The sequence below is a fragment of the Sporosarcina limicola genome, assembly GCF_014873855.1.
GTDB classification, from domain to species: Bacteria; Bacillota; Bacilli; order Bacillales_A; family Planococcaceae; genus Sporosarcina; species Sporosarcina limicola.
The window spans coordinates 1-22516 of the sequence record NZ_JADBEL010000014.1; the positions used below are offsets into that span (position 1 = coordinate 1).

The 22516-nt window shown below is 37.7% G+C and carries 15 protein-coding genes and 4 pseudogenes; 1 reads left to right on the forward strand and 18 read right to left on the reverse strand.

Translation table 11 applies throughout. The features are described from left to right. The 13 genes and pseudogenes from H4683_RS12640 to uvsE form a co-directional block, all read right to left on the reverse strand. Positions 1–173 (reverse strand): annotated as a pseudogene (locus tag H4683_RS12640) (RtcB family protein); the annotation flags it as partial. 244 nt (positions 174–417) lie between these two features. Continuing rightward, entirely contained in the window at positions 418–1047 is a 630-nt protein-coding gene (locus H4683_RS12645) for an alpha/beta hydrolase (RefSeq protein WP_192599191.1), read from the reverse strand. Positions 1048–1198: 151 nt separating this feature from the next. Then, a complete protein-coding gene (locus H4683_RS12650) occupies positions 1199–1540 on the reverse strand; it encodes a hypothetical protein (RefSeq protein WP_192599284.1) in 342 nt (113 codons plus the stop codon). 247 nt (positions 1541–1787) lie between these two features. After that, the gene (locus tag H4683_RS12655) at positions 1788–2006 is read right to left on the reverse strand and encodes a hypothetical protein (RefSeq protein WP_192599192.1); all 219 of its coding nucleotides are present in this window, start codon (positions 2004–2006) and stop codon (positions 1788–1790) included. A gap of 26 nt (positions 2007–2032) precedes the next feature. Then, a complete protein-coding gene (locus tag H4683_RS12660; RefSeq protein ID WP_192599193.1) occupies positions 2033–3139 on the reverse strand; it encodes a DUF4268 domain-containing protein in 1107 nt (368 codons plus the stop codon). A 30-nt stretch (positions 3140–3169) separates the two neighbouring features. Next, a complete protein-coding gene (locus H4683_RS12665) occupies positions 3170–5755 on the reverse strand; it encodes an AAA domain-containing protein (protein ID WP_192599194.1) in 2586 nt (861 codons plus the stop codon). 142 nt (positions 5756–5897) lie between these two features. Further along, positions 5898–8033 carry a DEAD/DEAH box helicase gene (locus tag H4683_RS12670; protein WP_192599195.1) on the reverse strand — a complete coding sequence of 712 codons (2136 nt, stop codon included), beginning with the start codon at positions 8031–8033 and terminating at the stop codon, positions 5898–5900. A gap of 8 nt (positions 8034–8041) precedes the next feature. Further along, a complete protein-coding gene (locus H4683_RS12675; protein ID WP_192599196.1) occupies positions 8042–9352 on the reverse strand; it encodes an ATP-binding protein in 1311 nt (436 codons plus the stop codon). Positions 9353–9354: 2 nt separating this feature from the next. Then, on the reverse strand, positions 9355–11112 hold the full coding sequence (locus H4683_RS12680; protein ID WP_239027721.1) for a TerB N-terminal domain-containing protein: 1758 nt from the start codon (positions 11110–11112) through the stop codon (positions 9355–9357). 6 nt (positions 11113–11118) lie between these two features. Beyond that, a pseudogene (locus H4683_RS21745) lies at positions 11119–11286 on the reverse strand (TM2 domain-containing protein); the annotation flags it as partial. A gap of 315 nt (positions 11287–11601) precedes the next feature. Further along, a pseudogene (locus tag H4683_RS22415) lies at positions 11602–11762 on the reverse strand (type I restriction enzyme endonuclease domain-containing protein); the annotation flags it as partial. 107 nt (positions 11763–11869) lie between these two features. Beyond that, positions 11870–13036, reverse strand: coding sequence for a HEAT repeat domain-containing protein (locus tag H4683_RS21420; RefSeq protein WP_225942075.1), 1167 nt, complete (start codon positions 13034–13036; stop codon positions 11870–11872). A gap of 146 nt (positions 13037–13182) precedes the next feature. After that, positions 13183–13788 (reverse strand): annotated as a pseudogene (gene uvsE / locus H4683_RS12695) (UV DNA damage repair endonuclease UvsE); the annotation flags it as partial. A gap of 338 nt (positions 13789–14126) precedes the next feature. Between uvsE and H4683_RS12700 the strand changes: the two are divergent. After that, complete coding sequence (locus tag H4683_RS12700; protein ID WP_192599200.1) at positions 14127–14564, forward strand: sigma-70 family RNA polymerase sigma factor; 438 nt, start codon at positions 14127–14129, stop codon at positions 14562–14564. A 125-nt stretch (positions 14565–14689) separates the two neighbouring features. Here the strand turns inward: H4683_RS12700 and H4683_RS12705 are convergent, their stop codons facing one another. The 5 genes from H4683_RS12705 to H4683_RS12725 form a co-directional block, all read right to left on the reverse strand. Further along, on the reverse strand, positions 14690–18172 hold the full coding sequence (locus tag H4683_RS12705) for a right-handed parallel beta-helix repeat-containing protein (RefSeq protein ID WP_192599201.1): 3483 nt from the start codon (positions 18170–18172) through the stop codon (positions 14690–14692). A 466-nt stretch (positions 18173–18638) separates the two neighbouring features. Further along, positions 18639–18821 carry a universal stress protein gene (locus H4683_RS12710; RefSeq protein WP_338062469.1) on the reverse strand — a complete coding sequence of 61 codons (183 nt, stop codon included), beginning with the start codon at positions 18819–18821 and terminating at the stop codon, positions 18639–18641. 103 nt (positions 18822–18924) lie between these two features. Next, positions 18925–20163, reverse strand: coding sequence for an NADH:flavin oxidoreductase/NADH oxidase family protein (locus tag H4683_RS12715; protein ID WP_192599202.1), 1239 nt, complete (start codon positions 20161–20163; stop codon positions 18925–18927). Positions 20164–20382: 219 nt separating this feature from the next. Next, entirely contained in the window at positions 20383–20976 is a 594-nt protein-coding gene (locus H4683_RS12720; protein ID WP_192599203.1) for a class I SAM-dependent methyltransferase, read from the reverse strand. Between the two features lie 292 nt (positions 20977–21268). Further along, positions 21269–22516 (reverse strand): carbon-nitrogen hydrolase family protein, encoded by a 1248-nt coding sequence (locus H4683_RS12725; RefSeq protein WP_192599204.1) that lies wholly within the window; start codon positions 22514–22516, stop codon positions 21269–21271.

Below are 22516 nucleotides of genomic sequence, written 5' to 3' on the forward strand. Positions count from 1 at the left end.
ACGCCGGAGGGAGATATTTGTCCATCGTACACAATGACTCCACCTACTGGCTGACTATAGCCGTAATGTCCATCCGCACATAACACGCCACCTATGACATTTCCGGCTTCCAAACAATTTCGAAACTGACGAAGAGTATTTTCTTCGTGATCTCCAAAAATCACTGTTTGCATAAAAGGATTCCTCCTATCATTCTAGTACTTAGTATCCTTGGCTAAAATATTCTATTATTCAAGTATATAACAGGTTTAGACTGCATACACCTGTTCTCGTTGACAAAATATGTGTATTCTTATGATTGCGAATATAATAGCAGAGAAATGTATACTATTTCTCTCACCACTAAAAACCCCAGCATCCATTTCTGAACACTAGGGCCTTAAATCAATCTTATAAAGTTCTAAACTTCTATCCCACTTACCGACCACGCAAAAAAGCCACAAGATCTTGATGATTGTCTGGCGTGACACCATGTCCGTCATTGTATGTCTTAAAGGTCACTTTCGCACCTAGCGTTTCGAAGTACTCCTTACTTTCCTCACCCCAATGCGGCGGAATAATATAATCATAGGCCCCATGTGAAATAAAGATGTTCAAATGAGCAACTGTGTGCTGTTCATAATCCATCTTCACAAAATCTGGTACGTAGCCACTTAACGCTACAACGCCACGTATCATGCTGCCCATCGTTAACGCTAAAGACTGAGCAAGGACCGCGCCCTGACTAAATCCAAGTACATAAATCTGATCCTCATCAAGCCCAAATTCCACAATCGCCTCTTGAATAAAGGATTGAATAGTGGTTAGTACTTCATCAAATTCAGCACGGATTGGCTTTCCTTCCTCTTCAATTGTAAAAAAAGTATAATCTGGATACAACACAATCGGACCCCGTAGACTGAAAATATGGTGGCTACCTTTGAAATCTTGGACAAGCTGCGGCAAATCTTCCTCATTACTTCCCATTCCATGCAACAAAAAAATAGCTGGTTGCTTGTCAGCCGTCGTTTCAGGCACTGTATGTATAAATGTTAATGGTGACATCATCACAAACGCTTCCCTTCAAATTAACCTATCTCTATCTTAGCATATTTCGTTTCCCCTAAAATAATCTACACCACAACAAAAGCGATTGCATCTATGATAGATGTAATCGCTTTTTATATGCCCATATCATTTCCAACTATCGCCAAGTAATTCACCTAACCCATTTCAACTGTGCTTCATGATCTGATGTCTTTATCGTCAGCATGTCAATTAATTTTCGTTGATGCAGCAGAATTTCTTCAAATAGTACATCATTTTCTTTTAATTCTTGAATGTCGATTTTCATTCCATCCGTCGTTTCTCTTACTGCAGCTAATTCATGACGTGATTCTAATATAGCTTGTTTAATTAACGGAATGTCTGCAACATCAGCTTTAGTTGCTAGCATCGAGATATCTTCCTTGGTTGCCATGTTTGAAATGTCTTCCTTGGTTGCCATTTGATTTCGAATTCCATTCAGTTCATTTTTAATTTCAAGTAGAATATTCTCCATCTTTCTCCTCCTCCCTCATTACTCCAATTATTTCCTTCATTATATTACTGTCCCTCATAGCAGCAATGAAAACCATAGTCACCAAAACTACCACGTGAGTTTACTTACTTAAGGTTACTCAAAAGAAGTCCTCTTAATTATATCACGCGAGAACGTACGTTTCAAACATAAGTATTTGAAATGTTGCTACTTCAGAGCGCAATGGCAATTGAGTAGATTTCTTTGAAAAAGGAACTTATCTTTTATTTTATTCAGTATCCCAGTCTATATCCTCAAGCCGGACATATTCACCATTTTTCATTTCTTCTCGAGCCTCATCAATTCTTTTTTGTTCACGTGGAGTTAATTTTGTGAAATCAGGATCCCATTCGCGAATAAGGGTATAAATATATTCAATCGCCAATTTTTGTTTATCTTCTGGTAAAGCCTCGAGCAAATCTATGATTAGTTCTGAATCTATCTCCATATATGAAAAACCCCTTCTCCAAATAATTAGTGTGCTGCTTGTTTCAAAGGTTCTTTAATTACCCTTACAAAATTAATCATTGCCTTACATAAGAATTCTATGATTTTGTCCCAGTCATCTCGATTAAAATAATTTACATCCTCTAATCTATAGGATATACGTGATGACTTCTTATCATCTAGCCTTTGCCAGAACAATGGAGAACCAAGATTTTTTTCGATGTCTTGGATTGATTGATAAAGCGCATCAAAAATTCGTTTATTCTCAGCTTGTCCTCCTACATTTATGAGCACTTCAACGGCTGCATAAGATCTTGTAATAACAAAACTAAATGGTACACCACTTACACCAGAGCCACTTGAAAGCCAATGATCTTTGTTTGGATTAACATTCTTATATTGGTCGGACATCGTATTAAACTTTTCAAGCAACTGTCCCCAGAATTCTTTGCGAATTTCATATCGCTTATGATTCAGTTCTTTGTTTTCCATCACTTGGCGTTTTTTATCAGTCATTTTAATCATTAATTCTTGAGTTTCTTTAACGGGAATAATTTGTTCAATATCCAACAAAATCTTACTCTCGAATTCATACGGTGAAACTTTAAAGCATTGAACCTTAATCCCATGGTCAATTAGCCATAACACTGTAGACGTAACCTCTTTACGAAACTTCCCAGCAACCAAAATCATCCGCTGATCATTTTCATTTAAGGCTATCTCTTGAAACGGTTCACCATTGAAAAATTCCTCGATATTCTCTTCTGCATCTTCGCCTGTCATATTCTTGTCCAAATAGGACTGGTAAATCTCCTTAATTTGCGGTTTAGTCAACGTGTGGCAATAGGAAACATACTTTAACGCCTGCCACGTAACATCCCTACCACTGTCATCTAACTTATTTTCTATAATGACCAAATCCCCATTTTTATCAAGCGCAAGAAGGTCTAATCTTTCATTGGTATCATCAAAACCATCGAATTCCTTCTGAATGATTAACAGCTCTTCTCCAAGGCACTCCGTATTATCCGCAATCCACTCTTGGAGATGCTCTCTTTCCCTTATACCCAATTCTTGAAAAGTTTTATTTGCTATTTTTGTGATTTTATTTAATCCTTGATCGACGACAAACATGATATACCTCCGTATCTAGTAGCTTCATACTTAAAATTCGCTCTGCTTAATTATCTCCATTAATTTCGCAATTAATTTTTCCTTCTCACCACTTTCATTCGTGGCTACTCTAAGCAATGGAAGATTACTTTTGGATAATACGCTATCCTTCAGCGTATCCCTTTGTCTTTGCTTTTCATTATGATGAAACATCACGCCATCTACTTCCACTGCCAACAACGCTTCCTTATCTAATTTATTAAAAATCAAAAAGTCTACATGTGACCACGGATTCCTAGCGAACTTCTGCTCTTCTACTGTTAAATCTGAATAATCGATGACCAATGTATTTAGAGGTATGTGTATGACACACTTAAAAGACTTAAATTCAGGAAGTGCAAGCACTTCTTCAATAATAGCGTACATCAAATTCTCTGACTGGTATTCAGATACTCTTTTGCCTTGGTTTCTATACTGCAACAGTACTTTAGAATATTCCGTATATAAAAGATCGAAAACTGAAACCTTTTGACTCTCAATAACACTATCAAAGGAATTGTATTCTATATAACGGATTAAATCACCTAGTTGGCTACCTTGCTGTTTATAAAGCTTATCTGAAGTGACAACCACTAGTTCATCGACAGCCCTTGAAACAGCTACATTGATGAGATTTGGATCATCAATGAATGAAGATATTTTATTGGCGACAGTTGGAAAGATAATAGTCTTTTTTTCACGCCCCTGAAATCTATGTACTGTATCTACTTCTAACGCCGGGTATGTAATTCGCTGATTAGTTTCAATCACATGCATTCTAAATGGAGAAATTATACCTACATCACCACAATCGCTATATCTTTGTCCATGAACAGCAATTATTTCATCTTTAATTACTTCTATTTGACGAACATTGTACCACCCTTGGCTTTCACCTTGCCTACTTTTTCGTGCATGATTACCAGGTGCTGTTTTATAAATTTTCAAAGGCGTATCATCTGGAGTTTCCTGAGTCATCACAACCAGTTGGTTATTATAATATTTTGCGTTACAAAAGCCAATAATCTTTGGATGACAGCGATAGTGTTCACTTAAAAATGTTGTTGGCAATGAATGTTCATATAAATTCATTAAAGATTCAATAATGCTATATTTATTATAATCATAAGCTTCTTCTATTGAGTATTCACTAAATAAATTAGCACTTAGCTCTTTCATCTCAGGAGATACTATATGAGGCAATTGCTTGACATCCCCTACAATAACAACATTTTTACAACACGCTAATGCTAATGACGCTGTCACAAGATCTACTTGCGATGCTTCGTCAATAATGATGTAGTCAAATAAATACTCTTTCGGAATTGCATTCAATATTGAATGCGTTGTACTTAAAATTACGGGATAATCCTTTGTAAATTCAGAAAATCTATACTTATAATCTTTTGCTGAATAGCCCCTTTTCCCATGATCTAATCGAGAATATTTGCGACTAAATGATGCCCTAAATAATTTCGACGATAGTTCTTCATAACTTTCTAGCAACAAATGATAACTTTGAGTGTTAAGCTTCATTTCTAACTCTTTAATTTTACCGTTTCTGTCTTCAATATTATTTTTGTAGTACTCCCTTTTAAGAGAATTTATTATATGATTACGATTCTGCTCGAATAAACCAAATTTATAAACGCCATATTGAAAAAAAACTTGTACCTTCGATTTAAAAGTAATTCCCTTATTTGAAAGTGCCAGCCCCTCTATCTGCATAATAAATTTGATAATATCCTCGGGCGTCCACACTTTCCGAAAAGAATATTCTTTCTTCGTGATATATTCTCCTATAAAGCTACTCTCAAAATAGCGCTGCTCCAATTGGAATTTTGATAATTCTTCTTTTAACTTAGCCAATTCCCTTTGATTTTCTAACAACTTAGTAAGTGTTTGGGTCGTAGCCTCAAGTTGATCTGAAAGTGCCTTTTCTTCATCCTCAGTTATTCTCCAAACAGTCATATCTGGAAGTTGGGATTGATGCTTTTCAAAAAACTCCTTTCTTAATGATGCATTACCTAATAACGCAGTCATAAAGCCATATCCATGCTTCTCCAGTTTCTCTTGTACATTTTCTGTTGCAGAGTTGTTGCCAGAAACGATGCCTACTGTTTTTCCTCTCCTAACAATATTGGCTACAATGTTTAAAATCGTTTGGGTCTTCCCTGTTCCAGGAGGACCTTCAATTATACTAACTGAATTTTCCATAGCCATTTCAACTGCTTTTCTTTGGCTTAGATTCACACCAAATGGAAATATCATCATCTCTTCATTTGTCCTACTTACTATCGTACTTTTAGATAAATACTGATACAGCACACTTTGCTTATTTGGCTTGACTAGCTGTTCATATTGGCTTAAGAGTATTGATTTCCCATTGTAAGAAAAACCAATAGCAGCTGATAGTTTTTTTAGATATTCAAATACATCTTTTGATTGTCTATCTTTTTCATGTTTGTGTTCATTTGTAGAAATGTTAGTTGATGCTTTAATAATAACCACTCTTTTCTCTCCCCCCCAAAAATATTGCTTAGTGATTGCATCAATTTCATAGCCCCAATCCCTTGCGAGTCGAGGACTTCCAAACAAAAAAAGAAGTACCCTCCAAAATGTCAAAATGAGAAAGTGACCAAATAAACTCACAGACAAGAAGGGGAACTTCTTATGTCCATAATACGACAATCATCGCAGTTTGAGTTAGAAAATAATACTCTAAACTAACTTCCAACCGTCAACTTCTAATATGAATATAATCATGATTATTAAAATGTTCTTTCATTCCATCGATATCTATCTCATTTTCTATATGCATAGCTATTTGGTAGTTATCTGACAAAAAGTTTGAATACTTTGTAACGTATCGTTCATGATCTAATGTTACTCCTAAAAAATCTTCATCTTTCCAATATCTATCTTTTATTTCCCTTAGAACATCCATAATTTCATGATTGGATCGCTGTATAAATATCCTGCCAACTCCATCTAACTTCGTTGGAGTCACCCCCATATATCTCAATGCCCATAATAGTGTTTTAGCTATAGTGGTTCCAGTGTAGGTCTCTATGATAATACCTTCTCGATTTTCCCACACAACTCTCTTCAAAGGGTTAACTTCATAGTGATGATACGGTGCTCTCGCTTCTTCCAAAGCATATGTCGCTTCATCATTCATATAAGCGATCTTATTTTTGCTACAACGAATTTCCATCATTTTTTGGCCAATACGTTCATGAATCTTTACGCCCCCGCCAGAATAATGGGGTCTTTTTGCATTTACTGCTTTTTGTACATACACTTTATTCGTATTACTATCAACCACTATAATGGTCCAAAGTTTGCCTGCAAGAATAATATTTTCACCTACATTAACCATCGGGGTTTTATCAATGGCCCCTATCTTTCGGATCCCTTCAAGCACGATATATTCTTCTGGAGACATAAATACAGCATAGAATTCTTTACTTCGAAGAAGACGTTCTCCTTCCAGCCCAACAATAACCTCGCCACTTCCTTTGATTGCCTCAAGGTAATCATTAGCAATCATGTCTAAAATAATTTGTTGAATATCTTCTTCCGCGATATGATGAAAGACATCATTTCGCTTCATTCGCAGTAGTAACTCATCCTGGTTAAGTCCATTGGTTTCCGCACAAAGGGAGATAATCTGATGGAATAAAATATCATAAGGAGCGCTTATAGATTGCGCTGGCTCAATCCATTTCTCTACTATCAGTTCCATCACAGCTACCGACTGTAACAAATCATCTGAAGAAGTCGTATATAGTTGTAAGATCTGATTGGCATTCATTTTTCGTCCTGAACGTCCCAATCGCTGTTTCAACGATGATACTGTAAATGTACTGTCAATTTGAATAACAATATCTACATCACCTATATCAATCCCAAGCTCCAGGGAACTAGTCGCAATAACACTTTTGGGCGTCTTGGATTCTATCATGCTTTTTTCAACATACTCTCGCTCTGCTTTGTCTATAGATGAATGATGAGCATAATAAGTTTCCCCTACGTGTTCACGCTCCGCCAATCGATTTAACATAACTGTCGACTCTTCGACATCTCCTCTGCTATTACAAAATACAATCGCCTTTTGATTTCTGGTCAAATTCCTGATATCTTCAAAGAGCGCAACTGGCTTTTTTCTATCCTCTTCAAGATTAAAATGCATTAGATGATACAATAGTTCTTTGTCACTACCTTTAGCCTCAACAATTTCTACGTTGTCTGGTTGCTGATAATTAACCCAGTCTTTCACAACAGAAAAATTGTCTATCGTTGCCGATAAACCAACTATTCTTGGACGGGAATTTGCATATGGCTCTATACGTGATAAAAGTGACCGAAGCTGTGCCCCACGTTCCGAACCAATAAATGAATGTATTTCATCAATCACAATAAACTCCAAGTTTTTAAATAGATGATGAATATGTCCAGTCCTATTAATAAAAAGACTCTCGATTGATTCGGGAGTAATTTGCAAAATTCCTGTTGGATTTTGAATCAACTTTTTCTTTTTACTTTGTGTGACATCTCCGTGCCATTTATGTATTGCAATCTGATTATATTCACATAACTTTTCAATTCGATCAAACTGGTTATTAATTAAGGCTTTTAAGGGAGATACATATAATACTTTAAGCCCTTCATCTGCCCTTTCTTCTATCATTGATAGAATCGGTAAAAAAGCTGCCTCTGTCTTGCCAGAAGCAGTTGCGGATGAAATGACGACATCATTAGTAGTAGTCATTATAATTGGTATTGTTTGATCTTGAATCGGAGTAAATCTATCCCACTTCATATCCCAAATCTTTTGTTGCATGGATTTTGATAATAATTGAAAGGAACTCATGGACCTCTCTACCCTTCCATTCTAGAAAAACGATTTTGAATTGTCGATGACTCCGCGTATACGTTCTTTTCACCAAATAGACCATCACGATTAATACTGGGATTCTGATGAATAATATTTAATGCACCTAAGAAAGTACGAATGACATCTCCTACAGTTAAGTGCTCATCCGCTCCAGGTCGTGAGTATTCCCCCCTGATAAAACTCATTATTTCACCATCTGCTACAGTAGAAATATAGCCGTGATGAAACGCATGAATGTCTCTTAATTTCTGCATTAATACAAAAGTTTCATCATGCTGAAGCGGTAATAACTTAATAACAGGTTGGGAATAATCACGAAACTCTGTTGTTTCGAAACGATTTGATTGCAAACGACGTTTCAAGGCACCATAGCTAAATAGGCCTCTTCTTTCATCCTCTAAGAATTCAGGTGTACCTCCAATTGTTACGTACAATCCTTCTACATTTCCTTGTAAAGTATCATTGTAAATTTTAAGGATAGTCTCATAATTCTTATCCCTCGTTTGGGAGTGAGTTATTTTGTATAAATTTATGGCTTCATCAAAATTTACCACAAAACCCGAATATCCAATTTGTTTTACAAATTGGGAAAACACTTTAATGTAATCATAATAGTTATTGTCATTAATAACTTCCCGAACACCTAAATCTGCACGTGCTTCTGTCTTCGTACCATATTCCCCTCGCAGCCATCTTAATGCACGTCGTTGTAGGTCGGTATCGTCTTCCACAAATCCACGAAAATACTGAATCAGTATCCTTGAAAAATCGTACCCTCCCGTTAATTCATCCATTTTGGAAACTAAATTCACAATTTCATTTTCGATATCTTTTACAAATGAAGGATTATCAAGCCCGACAAGATCATAATCCTTTTCTTTTGCAATGCTTGACTGTACTTCACTAATCCATTTGTCTAAAATGGTCGGAAGTGCATTGCCATCTGGAACAGTAGAAATGGACAGGTTTTTCATTAATTCTGTATATATAGCGACGGCCTTCCCCTCGCCCCCATACAATCTTCTCTCAGGGGTAAAATCCGCTTTGGCTATAACAAAGTTTTCACTAAACGCAATTTGTTGGATTAATGCCTGAATGAAGCTCTTTCCACTCCCGAAAGGACCGATGAAGAATTTAATAATCGATGACCCTTTCTTAACATTTTGCAAATCGATTAAAATTTGTTTAGCTTCGTCCGCTCTTCCAACCATAATATAATGTAATCCCCTACTTGGTACGACTCCACCAAAAAGAGAGTTCAAAATAGCAGAAGAATCTCTTGTTTTTATCTTCATCTTCATGCTCCTTTCAAGGTTTCAATAACAAAAGTGAACTCTTCATAAAGTAAAATCTTATCCTGCTCAAGTTCAATAATATTATCGCCTAAATGCTCACGCGCTTTTTCATTTAACTCGCTCAAAAAGGCTCCCAGCATCTGACCTTTTCCTTTCACAAATACAGATGCATCTTCCAAAGTGCACTCCCCATTGTCCAGGCTAATCAAAAATTCTTTTTCGATTACTGTTAAAGTTTGAATATAGCCTTCTTCATCTTCTTCTTGATTTATATCTAGATTATCGAAATAGGAATTGATTGAATCAACATGACCGATCACATCAGTTTCCAAAATGGAAGGCTCAATTAGTTCTTCTTCCAATTCAGTTATAGGGTCCAGTTCATCGAATAGCTTTTGTAAATCTTGGTTTTCACTATTTAGTCGATTAATGTTTTCGCTGTCAAAGGAGATAGTAGATGCAATAGTAATCGCTACTTCTGCTTCGGCATGTCTATCAGGTGATTTCGGAATTTCACTACCTGATACCAAGTGATTTTTTGATTGAACCTTCTTAAAGCGTTCTTTTGTTTCATTAGATTTCCCCCTTAGGTTTTCCATCATTTTTTCTTGGAATTCGTCAGGCAACACACTGTTGTCCACCTTTATTTTTCGTTTTTCCCCGCTATGATCTCGGACTATATTTTCCGACATTCTAAACAGTTCCGTGATTTCACTATAAAAATTGTTTCTCGCGATAACTTCATCGGAGTAAACATGAATTGGCTCTGTTTTCCTACCAATAACAGCTCCAGAGAATAATTGAACTACATTTCGAACCTTCTTTGTTTCAAACCAAATTTCACCAAGATCTTTGCTCTCACCCTCATAATGTTGCTGCAATAGAGCTACTCCAGATTTAAATGTTTTATAAATTTTGTTTTTATGAGTGTCGAAAAAAGCTGTTTCCCTATAATTACGTATATATGGCTTCCAGTTAGTAATCGAGATTTTCTCTATAGGAACTTCGGCTTCAACAATCCGTTTATATAAAGTGGGTTTATGCTCCTCACTTCCCCATTCATTCGCCAGCTTACTTTCCTCTAATTCATTTAACATATCATGAATCCAACGCGGTAAATAATTATCAAGTTTAGGATGCATGTCTATATAATTCTCGTGAATTCTCACTAACGCACTGACGTTGAATGCCGCTTTTTCATTAAAGGAATAATTTAGAAGTTCGTAAACAAATACAAAAATATAACTAAGATCTACTTCAATATAGTTCCCTTTCAGCATTTCTTCTCGCCAGTACAAGTACCACTTTAGTTTTTTATCATCTAAATGCTCAAAGGTAGTCCAATAAGCTTGTAAAGGTATCTCCCTTGCTTTTTGACCTTTTTGATTGGAGAGCTTAACGGATTTCTGTATAAACTCTTTGCCAGAATTCGAGTATGATACTTCAATATTAAATCCCGTAGATCCGGAACGCTCTCTTGTATTAGGCTTTACGGAATCACGGACAGATTTCAATATAAAATCGGGTGTTTTTAGATGACTATATTTAGGAAGGATTATCGCTCCCTCATCATAAAATAATTTTGATTTACTTTTACTCGTACCTAGATTTGTTATTCTCTGCTCTGGTGTTGATGACTCCCTAGATACAGCTACTTGCAATTGATTATCACCATTGTGGGGAATGGTAGTCACTTGCTCCTCAACCAAATGACTATCTGAACCATTAAATCGTTGAGTCCATTTCTTCACAAAAAACATATCAATCCAACCTAGTATAAATGGTATGTATGTCCAGCTAAATATAAGATATAAAATCCCCCTAAGATACTTTTTATAGTAAAATAGATGGATTCCAAAACCTCCCAAAAAGAACGCTAATAAATATCCAACGACGCTAGACCGATTGCCTTTGACACGAAGATTCCTTTCCATTTAACTCCCCCTCAATGTTTTTGATATAAAATCCACTTTCATGTCCACCATATGCTAATCGTCATGGTTCATAAGTAGTTATATTCATTGGAATTATTCTACCATAGATGACAATCTTATTCACCAAAACATTCTAATAACTCTTTTTATTACCTTTCTTAAAATAGGAAGAACTACAAAAAAACACATCCGGACACCAAACGTTAAATATAACTACTGATTGTTCGGCACCTACAACCCAAAGACCCCAGCATCCATTTCTGAACACCAGGGCCTTACATCAATCCTATAAAGTTCTAAACTTCCATCCCACCAGCCATCAACTTCGCCTGCTTTATATGGATCATTCATTCCCTTTGCAAGTGCGATGAGTTCTTCGATGGCTCGTTTGTTGTATTTATTGATGGCGTTGTTCAACATGTCCGTGAATTTCACACCTTTACTAGGTTCGTTCGTTGCATGTTTTTCACTTTTCCTAAATTAAGGTGTCTCTAATACATTAGAGCAATTTAAATCCTGTCCCCATTTAGATAGGAAACAGGATTTATTGGGTAAGTCATCTATCAATAGGTTCTATCCATCCTTAGCCCTTCCCACAACACTTTTTATACTTCTTCCCACTGCCACAAGAACAAGGATCATTTCTGCCGACTTTTATCGTGGCTATTGACTCCATCTTAGGAAAGCTTCCACGCCGTTCATATTCTTGCATAGATTGTTCTTTACGTTCCCTAGAAGCCTTCCATGACTCGCTATCCGGGTGCGTTCTTCCCATAAGTTTAAAGAAACTATAGAGAACTTGATCCATGTCATTTACTCCGTACAGATACCCTTGAAGCAGGTAGTCATCAATTAACGGAAATGCCCTTTCTGATAATTGATGTGTCAAGCCTTCAATGACCATACCCTTTCCATCCTCATCAAGGACATCATAGCAATCGACGAGAACCGTCTCCGCGTAATCAGTTTTTGTGTTTCCCAATACAGACAAGGCAAATATGAAGGTTTCATGCCGCATGGCGAATGGTTTAACTACTTTTACAACCTCATCAGACTGATAGCGACTAAGTGCTTCCGCTACTTCCTCCAGCAGTATATCTTCATCTCGAGCGAGCAATTCGGCTAGCGTAGGTATGTAGGATGGCAGCTTTAATAAGCCGATTGCGCGAACAGCCAACAACCCACAATATGAAAACCAGTCATTTGCTAATTCAGCTTTTAGAATGATAGCTAATTCAGCTTCATCAAGCCATCCGCGCCTGAACAGCTCATTTTGAATAAATTTTGCTTCCCTGTAAATGGATTGATTGAATCTATTTTGCTTTTCTAACTGGGCAATTTTATCATTGAATTGTGATATTAATTCCTCTTGAGTGCTATTCACTAAGCCGTGATAAAACTCGAATTGCTCCTTTGCCAAATAAGGAGCCAGGTCCATTTCATGTTCGACAATTACTGTAGGGCTTAATTCAAAAAGGAAGGACATACCCAAATGCTTAAGGTGGCTAGGAAGCTTATTGATCAGTCGAATTAAAAGAGGTACAGATTTTGCATCGACATTACGTTCATTCAGCCAAACGAGAATGGCCGAATTCACTTCATTTTGATTTAATAAGTCCTGGATGATGAAATCTGTCCATTCCGGTGGCGTGTGCGGATATCCTTGTAATGCTTGCACGACAAATTCTTGTACTAATGGTTCTCGATCAGTGAGAAAGGGCTGTATTTTTTCTAGAAAATTATTTTGCATGGCTTTGTTCTCCCTTTATTGTTTTTTATCCTATGACTAATAACGAGTACTAATTTCCAAATCAATTCGCTTTTACATCGGAACCCAGAACCTATTATAGTTGATATTCCCCTTCTCATCAATCCTTTAGAAATCTCTCAATCACCATAAAGCGTATCGTCCAGTGTAAATGGAGTATCATCATTTTCGAGTATGATCATCTGTTGAATGCGCTTTAGGAAATAAACCCAATTTGCAACAAATCGGTCCAAAGACTTTTCTGTTTCTTTATAGTTGCCACCGACATGGAGCACACAACGATGAGTAGAATCAATGTTCATTCCCTTTAACAATAAATAATGCATAGTTAAGCTTTTTAATGAATTCTCCAACACTTCTTTTTCAAAGGAATTCAGAACAACAAAATGATCGGGATGAAAATCAATTCTTAGCTGATGTTTTCTAACAATCTCCCCAATTTCGCCCAATTTCTTTTTTAACGGCTCCATATAACTCCAATTAGGAAGTTCTCCATGGTTCGCCAATGGAATCAGTCGAGAGGTTAAGCGATAAAAATGAATTCCATTAAATACATTATGTTTCAGCAATCTATGTGTATTTTCAAGATTAGCCAGCGCAATCCTTTCCAATTTGCGAATCGCCGCCTCACGATCCCCGATCTTTTGGAACTGAGCAAACGTCATTGTTTTGGATGGAGAAGCATTTTTCAGTTCCATACTCATCGCAACATATCCTAGTCGTACAATCGTCATTTTACCACCTCATCCATCAGTATGAAGCTAATGTGGTGACAGTAGACATTGTTATGCCCTTACGATTAAACTATCCTTCTTGCTTTTCAAGTAGATTGCATAGGTAGTATAAGCAGGCAAATCACATCCAAATTTGTGATCCAGTTCATATAGATTCTCTTTTTGTAGATACGAATCCGAAGAAATCCCCACTCATCAAGTAATTGACGAGAAGTGCTATTTGAATGATCTAATTGTATTGGTGCGATGTTAAATAATTAAAATTCGATAATTGTTATAAAAATACAAATGAAATCGTTCTACACATTGGTTTAACAGACTTTTCATTTTTTATACAATTGCAGTTAATTTTCCGAATTGTTCATTGCGGGTACCTGAAAATAAGACAAACAGGAAGTGTTGCTTTATGGCAAGCGTGGACTCGTTTTGACATGGAAAAAGGGAATTTCACACCATTCGCCTACGGAAGCATCCGCGGAGCCATGTTGGATGAATTAAAAAAGAAAAATATAGTTGATTCGAACACAACCCAAATGGACAATGAGGCTCTAGAAGAGTTGCTCAAAGTCGCTGATACAGTCGAATCCGAATGGTCTGAGGCAGTAGACGAAGCATTTGAACAAATGACAGCTGCTGACCGCAATCTCGTTCACTGGCTATTTGTAGAGGAGTTGTCCTTGTCCGAATGCACAAAAAGGGCTGCTATTTCACTTCCGGGCATTAAAAAACATCGGCAGAAAATGATCGCGAAGTTACGGGAGGTTATGGTGAAATAAGTTGAAGGTTCAAGGAGAAGTTTGGAGAGTAACAAACAAGTAGAGAATAAGAGATGTAAAGCCATTGGAACAATAACATTCCAATGGCTTTTTTGCAGTACCTGTGTACTAAAACAACAAATCATTCAACTCTCCAACAAAACTAAATCATCCTTCGTAATTTCTTTTTCGAGCGCAAGCCTATTTTGTTTATTGCTCGCCACAGCCATTCGATAATCAACTTTACGCGTCATTTCTTTCGCTATTTTTTTAGCAAGACCGGCATTTCCGAAATGACTATCTCTACGCGCATAAATCTCTTCATAGTGACGAACTAATGCACTCTTTGCTTCATCTGTTATGCCGTACCCTTTACTATAGAGGTCGGTAATCTCCATTAATTCCTTTGGTGTATAATCTTCAAAATGGAACGTTAGTCCGAAACGTCGACGGAGTCCGGGGTTGCTGTCTAAGAAACGATTCATTTCTTTTTCGTACCCTGCGGCAATTAATAGGAACTCGCCTTGTCGATCGGACATTTTTTTCAGCACCACTTCCACTGCTTTTTTCCCGAAGTCATTCTCTCCACCACTCGCAAGCGTGTACGCTTCATCAATAAATAACGCACTACCCATCGCTCGTTCAATCAGCCCGGCTGTCAGCTTCTCCGTTTCACCAATATGACTACCGACTAAATCGCTGCGATCTACTTCAATCAGATCGCCTCGTTCTAATAATCCAAGCGCTTGATAAATACCAGCGAGCACACGACCGACCTCGGTTTTACCTGTCCCTGGTTTACCAATCAACAGCGTGTGGTTCATCAACTTCTCTGTAGAATGATTTTCTCGTTTGTAGTATCTCATTAATTCAATCATTTTATCTATTTCAGCCTTCACAGAACCAAGGCCGATAAACTGATGGAGTTCTGCACGTTTATGGGCGAGTAGTACTTCATCGATTGGAACATCGTACGTCTTCACTCCACGCTCTTGTACCGCTTGTACAACGTCTTGTTCTTCAAACGTCGTCAATACCTTTTCCGTCCACTCTTCACGCGGAATTTTCGCAATTCTCATCGACTGAGCAAGCCCGATTTGATCGTATAGTATACGTGCCATTCGAGCGTTACTAAATGTTTCATCGCGCATACGATAACGTTCCACGAACTCCTCATAAACTGCTTGTTTGGCAGCAGGAGTAAGCACATAGCTTCCTTCACACCGGCTTAAGAAGATTTGAAGCAACTCATCTGGTGTATAGTCAAGAAAGTGAATCTTTTCAGTAAAACGATCTTTCAATCCCGGATTAGACGCTAGGAAACTGCTCATTTCTTCGGTATAGCCTGCCGCGATGACAATGAATTCACCGCGAGAATTTTCCATTGCAGGAAGCAACGTTTCAATTACTTTTTTACCGAAATCATTACTAGAATTGCCCCCTGCTGCAAGCGTATACGCTTCGTCTATAAAGAGGACGCCACCCATAGCTTCCTTAATAATTACTTTCGTTCGTTCTTCTGATTCACCAACATGCGTTCCAACGAGATCTTCCCGCTTCACTTCAGTTACGTGGCCTGTCTTTAATAAACCTAGTTCCTTAAAAATCTTTCCTATAAGCCGAGCGACTGTCGTTTTACCAGTACCCGGATTACCTTGAAAGACCATATGAGGCGCTATCATCAGATTAGCTTTCATTCCACGCTCTAATTTGAATTGATTAATGTCGCTTACGTTTTTAAACTCCTGGATTTTGTCTTTCACATCTTCCAGTCCAATAAACCCGTTCAAACCACTCATGAAAACATCCATCTGATCAGTAGGTGATGAATCTATAGTAGAGGAATGTCCAGCACTGCCGCCTAATTTACTAGTGATTGGTGGAACCTGCAAGTCCGTATCGGTAAGCAAAGGAACACTGTCATCCCAACGAACTAAATCTCCTGCTTCGTTGTTCTCAAAAGAACAGTCGTTAAGAACCGGAACCGAACGCTCGAGCCTCAGTCCAGCCTTCTTCCCATTCATCACTTGCACCCCAGTGAATACAGCATCTGAACAATCTTGCAAGATGATTTGATCATCACGATGACCATGTACTCGAGTTACCGTCACTTCAGTACGCTCCACCTGACTCAAGACGATTCCTGACGATTGACCGTCATAGATTTCACATTCCGTTATAAAGACTTCTGCAGATTCCGTTGCTCTTATTTGTGGCCTTTTATGATTGAACAAAATTGACCGTTCTACTGAAATAACTACTTCAGGACCTGCAAGTATACCGTTCTTATCGCCACCCGATATTCTACAATCCGTAATTTCTGCTTTAGCCGCAGCACTGAGTAAAATGTTGGATCCCTTATGACCGAAGATGATGCAATTGGCTGCCGTCAACTTGGATTCTTTTACAACTATCCCTACACTATCCCCACTCTTTACTTCGGTCGCCGACAGAATTACTTCCGATTGTTCAGAAGCAAAAATCTGTACACCACTATGATGGCTAATAAGAGAATCCGAAATAGTCACTTGACTACTTGTCACGTAAACTCCTTTATTGTTTCCACTCTCAACTTCACAACCCAGAATCGTGAACACGCTTTGAGTAAACGCAGAGAGTTGCGTCATCTGATTGTACTTCACTTCAGATTCGATGAGTGTACACGTGGAATTTCCGGAAACAATTCCTCTAGACTCACCCGAAAGGATCTGTGTTTTTGTAATCGAGAGTTTGCTTTGTTCGTTACAGGAAATTTGGTCTCCTTTTTGGTTTTTAAACTGTGAGTCGGATAGCTCAACTGATGAACCACTGACGTTCATTCCTTCAGCCTCACCATTTTCAAACGTACTTGCCTCGACTTTGATATGGGATCCATTCGTAAATGCTACATGCTCCAAACTTTGGTTTTTAAAGACACAATTTTTCAGGACACCCTTAGATTGATCACAATAGATTCCTTGGACATGTCCAAAATAAAAATTCGTACTTTCTACGTCCATAGAACTGTCTTGTTCCAAACGAAGTTGAACCCCGCGATTTCCGATGAATGAACTTTGTGTGATTGTTGCTCGACTCGTTTCATACAAGCAAAGGCCAGCATCTTGCCCACTTAAAATTCCGGAATTCGTTACCGCGACTTCTCCTCCCGCGCGCACACTAATTTGTGCAGACTTGATCGTGTCTTCTACTATGCATTCGAACAAAGCCAAACGCCCTAATACCTCAATCCCTTGTATGTTTTTTTGAAAGTTCGAATGCTCTACGGATACTTTTGCAGCTGCATCAACTCGCATTGCAACTCCTTGAATCTCAGAGAAAAGACAGTGGTGAAGCGTTACATCTCCTGATTCGATATGTAAACCAAAGTCCACTGGACCAGTGCCTCCTCCAATACTGATCGATTCGATACGCACTTCTTCCGTTGTCGCGATACGAACACTTCCTGTTAGACGAACTGAGCTCGCTTCACCTTCTGAACTTCGAAGAACGAGCAGCTTATCGATTGTTACATGTTCATAATAAACACCTTCATCAACTTCCACTGTATCTCCTGGTAAAGCTGCCTCTACTGCAACCTGAATGGTTTTGTAGTTGGATCCTTCACGCTGAGACACTTGAATAATTGCCACGTATCTTCCCACTTTCCATTAGTAAATTCAATTGATTTCTATACTTTGTATTTTTCTAAACACAATTATACGAATGAGTTCGATCATCAGTTAAGTATACTAGTAAGCCTAGGGATAGAGTAAAGAACTGCTTGTGAACAAGAGTAGATAATTGTTTGTGTGCCTGTGCAATAAAAAACAACAAACAATTCACCCAGTCAAATAAAAAAACAATATATATATTAGAAAATCAGTTATCTATCTTATCTCCTGTTCATAAATATACAATTACATTGAATTAATCGAATACAACCTTACACAGGTTCCTAAAATTATACATTTTATATTTATGTATTATTACAAAACCGTATTGAATACTCTGTGTTAACCCATGCGCTGGAAATTTCTTTTTTCACCAGTCATCACTTCGTATAGTTCCGGAAAATAAAGCTCTTTATTTAACAATCGTAATCGGAGAATTCACATGCTACATTACTTTGTGACTGACGCAACCAAGTACCATTCCTTGATAAGTATTTAAGCTGCGACTTCCGATGACAAGTTGATCAATGTCTTTTGAATTCATGGACTTTATTTTTTCTAGACTTGGATTCCCTTTAAACATGGTAATCTTCGTCTTCACTTCAACGTCTTTTGCTAGTTCTAAAATAGGACGTTAAAGAGGTACCTAAAAATCAGACACAAAGACGAACTACTTACATTTCTGAATAATTATACAAAAAATAAAGAACTGCACACCATAACGGTGTCGTCTATGCTCTTCTTCTAAAGAAGACACTACGACCATTCCCTAGAAGATTTTGTAATAAAGATATCCAGACATTATGGTCAGGGTTTGGAGATTTAGATTTCCCCATTCTTGCTAACTGCTGTTCATACCAACCAATTTCTAACAAGGAAGCACTCTTGTCTATTCGTTTAATCCCCGTTCGGATTGGTTTTGCATGAATGGTTTCATAACTGCCATTAAAGATTCTATTTGCCAAGTCCGGCACTAAGGCAAAAGGTCTTGCAATTCCAACCATATCAGTTTCTTCGTTCGCAATAGCTTCTTCCATCCCTTTTTGAGAACGAAACCCGCCTGTGACTACTAGTGGCGTAGTGATTAATTCCTGAGCCTTTTTTGCATAGTCTATAAAATACGCTTCTCTTTTTTTTGTAGTTTCTTTTACATCTGTGCCCATCATTATTGGATTTTCGTAATTCCCACCAGAAATTTCAATGAGATCAATCCCTAATTCGGACATTTTTTGAAGAACTTCCATGGACTCGTCTTCAGTGAATCCACCCTTTTGAAAATCAGCTGAGTTAAGTTTAATACCGATTGGAAATGATTTTCCGACTTGTTTCCGGATTTCTTTATACGTTTCTTCCAAAAACCTCATCCGATTCGCTAAGGCTCCGCCCCATTCATCTGTACGTTGATTGTGGTAAGGGGATAAAAACTGGTTGAAAAGGTATCCGTGTGCTGCATGGATTTGAACACCTGTAAATCCTGCTTTTTTTGCAATTCTTGCCGCTTCTCCAAATCGGTTAATCAAGTCTTCAATTTCAGACACCTGAAGAGCACGTGGTTGGTTAAAGAATCGTTTTAATCCTCCTGTAAGAGGAACCGCACTTGGTGCTACAGGTTCTTTTGAAATCATTTTAGGTGATTGCTTCCCTGGATGATTAAGCTGCATCCAAAGGTGAGTCCCATTTTCAGTTCCTGCTTGCGCCCACTTCATTAGCATCTTTAAATCACGTTCATCTTCCACAGCAACGTTATTCGGCTCGCCTAAAGCATTTCGATCTATCATAACGTTACCTGTCACGACAAGACCAGCACCTCCTACAGCCCAGGTTTTATATAATGTAACTAATGATTGACTCGGATTTTGATGAGCCGTTCCCAACGCTTCACTCATGGCAGATTTAAAAATTCTATTCTTAATGATTGTTCCATTTGGAAGTAGTAGTGAATTACCCAAAACGGACTTTGGTTGATTCATTTTTAGCATGTCCCCTTACTTTTTTAGATATGCAGAAAACGCATACATATTGTGGTGCCTGCGCACGAAACCTTCATATTTGTTTCAGCAATCAGTTTCTTTAGTAGAAGGAGCAAATCAGAATTGTGCTTGAATTGGGTGATGCACAGGCAGCCATCACACAATCCAAGTTCATCAAGATCTTTCAGTGATAAAGGTAGCTGTGCAAGAATGTACAAGTTACTTTATATTCAAGCCCTTAATTGATAAGAACAATTTCTGATAGAGTGATTCTACATGTGTAACCTCGATACCTGCTTGCTCTATCATTGACAACGTAGCACGGTTTAAATTACAACCATCACAGATTTTAGTCCATAAAGGATTCATGATGTCTTGCGTTTTTCCGAATACAGGACTATTCATACGTACATGCTCAAAAAACGTAATTTCAGCACCCGGTTTACTAACACGCCTCATTTCTTCCAACGCTTTTGACGGATTTGGAATCGTACAAAATACAAGCGTTGCGATAACTGTGTCAAATGTATCATCCTCAAAAGGTAATGATTCGGCACTAGCTTCCCATACATCGATTGGCACATTTGCTTGCTCCAGGCGCCGCTTCCCCCGCTCACTCATCATAGGATTTGGTTCAATTGCAGTTACTTGAGTAGCGCACCGATAATACGGGAAATTAACCCCTGTCCCAGAGCCAATCTCCAAAACGTTTCCCCCTGCTTCACGCACAAGCTCAGTTCTTATTTTTTTAAATCTTGTCGCTTCTAATGGCCTCATTGCCAAATCGTAAAGCTGTGGAAACCAACTTCCCATGCAATCATCGCCTTTTTTGTTTTGTATAGATTTGAGGCACTGTGCGCCACACAATGGCAAACAATTCACACGCCTGAATATACATACACAAAAAGCAGACATCCGCTAATTTGTCTGCTTTTCAAACTATTATTATACAATTGTATTGTATTAACAGAGTAGTGTCACGCACAGGTTCCTAAAACGAAAGTGTGAGTTTGCGCATGATTTCCGCGTACCACACATCAAGTTGTATAGTCGAAAGACTGGTACCATTCACCTTCAGTGGTGCCAGACCCTCGACTTTTACTCGTTACAGTTCAACCAACGCTTCATATTTTACTTTGTACTTCAAAGGAATCCCCAACGTACTACTCTCAGCTTTTTGATAAATACTATCAATGCCATACATATGCTGCAAATCAAAAGCGATTTGGTTATTTATACTCTTAAACAGTTGTACATCCTTATACCGATTTGTTTTTGCACCGATTAAGAGGCTTGGCGATGCAACAACTGCCGCCACTCTACTCTCTATTACTCGTAATTTCAGTAAGGCAATCGCAACTTCTTTATCGATCTCTTCCTCACTTAAATACACAATAATTTGGTGATCTCCTTGATTTCTTGGTTGCCTATATAAATACGTACGATCCAACAAATCCTCATAATTTGCAATATGTACATGCACATTTTCATTACCTTTTAATAATCGATAGGAATACTCATATTGATTAGTTTCTTTTAAATCAGTACTTACTGTTAGGTCCTCCAGATTGATTACACAATCAGCATTTTCATTTATCCCCACTGTAAATTGGTGATAGAGCTTGTCACTATAATAAGGCTCGTCTTCTTGTATAAATTGCTGCGTAGTTCCTAATGAAAAGATACTAAAGGCATGCTCTTTTTCACCAACACCTAGTGTATACGTGGGTTTCACTTTTTTTCCTTTGTAATAGGAAATTCGGTCTGATGGCTGTTTCATATTAATTCGATTTCCCATCGTGCAAAAGACAGGTGCTTGTAACTCGATTGAACGTCCTTTTAATAGATTGCACCATTTAGACATTTTTACGTTGCCACCTGTTAAATTAATTAAAATATCTAAGCCTTCTTGTTCAAGTCGTTCAGTTATAAGTGGAAAGAACATGTCATGACAAACATACACTTGAATACGTTGGCCATTTAATAGGATTGGTTGATATATTATTTTTATTTCTTCATTTGTAAGCTCATAATCAAATATCGTCGTATCGGCCGTTGAATGTTTAATAAAGGACTTCTCTTCCGTTTCACCTTCTTTTGGCTCCCAATTTAAATAGTAGGCTCTTTCTGACCCGTCCGCCATAGAAAAGCCAAGTAAAACTGGCTTATCCAAAAAATCCGCAATATACTCAATGGTTGTCCATCCAGCATCATCGTTTTCTACTGGAATAAAAGCTTCTGGAAAGACAACTAAATCTACTTCTTTCATTTGAATTATTTCTTTTACTTTATCATAAAGTTCCTGGTAGTTATACGCATAATCTTCATATGGTTGGACCAATAAAATCTCCAT

Excerpts from the sequence above, each read along its gene's own strand:
- H4683_RS12645 (WP_192599191.1), bottom strand. The coding sequence starts at position 1,047 with ATGATGTCACCATTAACATTTATACATACAGTGCCTGAAACGACGGCT.
- H4683_RS12675 (WP_192599196.1), bottom strand. The coding sequence starts at position 9,352 with ATGAAGATAAAAACAAGAGATTCTTCTGCTATTTTGAACTCTCTTTTT.
- H4683_RS21420 (WP_225942075.1), bottom strand. The coding sequence starts at position 13,036 with ATGCAAAATAATTTTCTAGAAAAAATACAGCCCTTTCTCACTGATCGA.
- H4683_RS12655 (WP_192599192.1), bottom strand. The coding sequence starts at position 2,006 with ATGGAGATAGATTCAGAACTAATCATAGATTTGCTCGAGGCTTTACCA.
- H4683_RS12715 (WP_192599202.1), bottom strand. The coding sequence starts at position 20,163 with ATGAATCAACCAAAGTCCGTTTTGGGTAATTCACTACTACTTCCAAAT.
- H4683_RS12670 (WP_192599195.1), bottom strand. The coding sequence starts at position 8,033 with ATGAGTTCCTTTCAATTATTATCAAAATCCATGCAACAAAAGATTTGG.
- H4683_RS12720 (WP_192599203.1), bottom strand. The coding sequence starts at position 20,976 with ATGGGAAGTTGGTTTCCACAGCTTTACGATTTGGCAATGAGGCCATTA.
- H4683_RS12660 (WP_192599193.1), bottom strand. The coding sequence starts at position 3,139 with ATGTTTGTCGTCGATCAAGGATTAAATAAAATCACAAAAATAGCAAAT.
- H4683_RS12680 (WP_239027721.1), bottom strand. The coding sequence starts at position 11,112 with ATGTTTTTTGTGAAGAAATGGACTCAACGATTTAATGGTTCAGATAGT.
- H4683_RS12650 (WP_192599284.1), bottom strand. The coding sequence starts at position 1,540 with ATGGAGAATATTCTACTTGAAATTAAAAATGAACTGAATGGAATTCGA.
- H4683_RS12725 (WP_192599204.1), bottom strand. The coding sequence starts at position 22,516 with ATGGAGATTTTATTGGTCCAACCATATGAAGATTATGCGTATAACTAC.